Raw genomic sequence first — 798 nt, forward strand, 5'->3', positions numbered from 1 at the left:
AAACTAGGACACTGCACCCACACCTAAAACATTGGTCGCGTCGTCGCGTCAGCGCTGCGGAGCAATAATGCATGGGGCCATAAGGCTTTTCTCGTATAGCCCAGGTGTCTCACTCTAGCCTAAACGACCATATCTTGCTTGGCGGGAAGTGGAGGGCCATCGCAGACAGGGATCCTTTGAACCTTTTGGGGGCATTGGGAGTCAGACAAAGCAAGGTTGAGAACAAGGGAGCGTCCTCTCGTGCAGGCGGCAAAGGATACATCCGATTGGGAGCTGATCCAGCGCTGCCTCAACGGCGACAGCCAGAGCTTTCGCCAACTCTACCGCAAATACCAGCAGTCGGTACGGAATATCCTCTATCCCTTGTGGAGCCGATCTTTTGGATGACCTGGTACAGGAAGTGTTTATTCGTGCCTGGAAAGGGTTGCCTCGGTTTCGCGGCTCGGCCCAGTTTTCCACTTGGCTGTATCGCATCTGCTGGAATTTGGCCTCAGATCAGCGACGGCGCTGCGCCCGGCAACACTCCCAAACCCAAAACCTGGTCCTCGGATCGGATATCGCTCACCCTGGCCCCGACCTGATGCACTTGCACTACCAACAGGCTCTACAGCAAAGCATGGCCCAGCTCAGCCCTGAACACAGAATGGTTCTGATTCTGCACGACCTAGAAGATCTGCCCCAGAAAGAGATTGCCGAGATTTTAGGGATCCCGGTGGGAACGGTGAAGTCCCGGCTGTTTCACGCCCGTGCCACCATCCGTCAACACCTACTTCAGCTAGAAATCGCAGGAGCCCCGCA

2 protein-coding genes are annotated in these 798 nt (G+C 55.8%); both read left to right on the forward strand.

The genetic code is table 11. The features are described 5' to 3' along the window. Positions 1 to 240 precede the first annotated feature (240 nt). Positions 241 to 387: a hypothetical protein gene (locus tag NW815_RS08930; protein ID WP_414389080.1), complete on the forward strand. Its 147-nt coding sequence runs from the start codon at positions 241 to 243 to the stop codon at positions 385 to 387. Continuing rightward, on the forward strand, positions 380 to 798 hold a 419-nt coding region (locus NW815_RS08935), incomplete at its 3' end, for a sigma-70 family RNA polymerase sigma factor (protein ID WP_414415923.1). The genes NW815_RS08930 and NW815_RS08935, both read left to right, overlap by 8 nt.

Source organism: Synechococcus sp. R6-7, assembly GCF_047461695.1.
GTDB lineage: Bacteria > Cyanobacteriota > Cyanobacteriia > Thermostichales > Thermostichaceae > Thermostichus.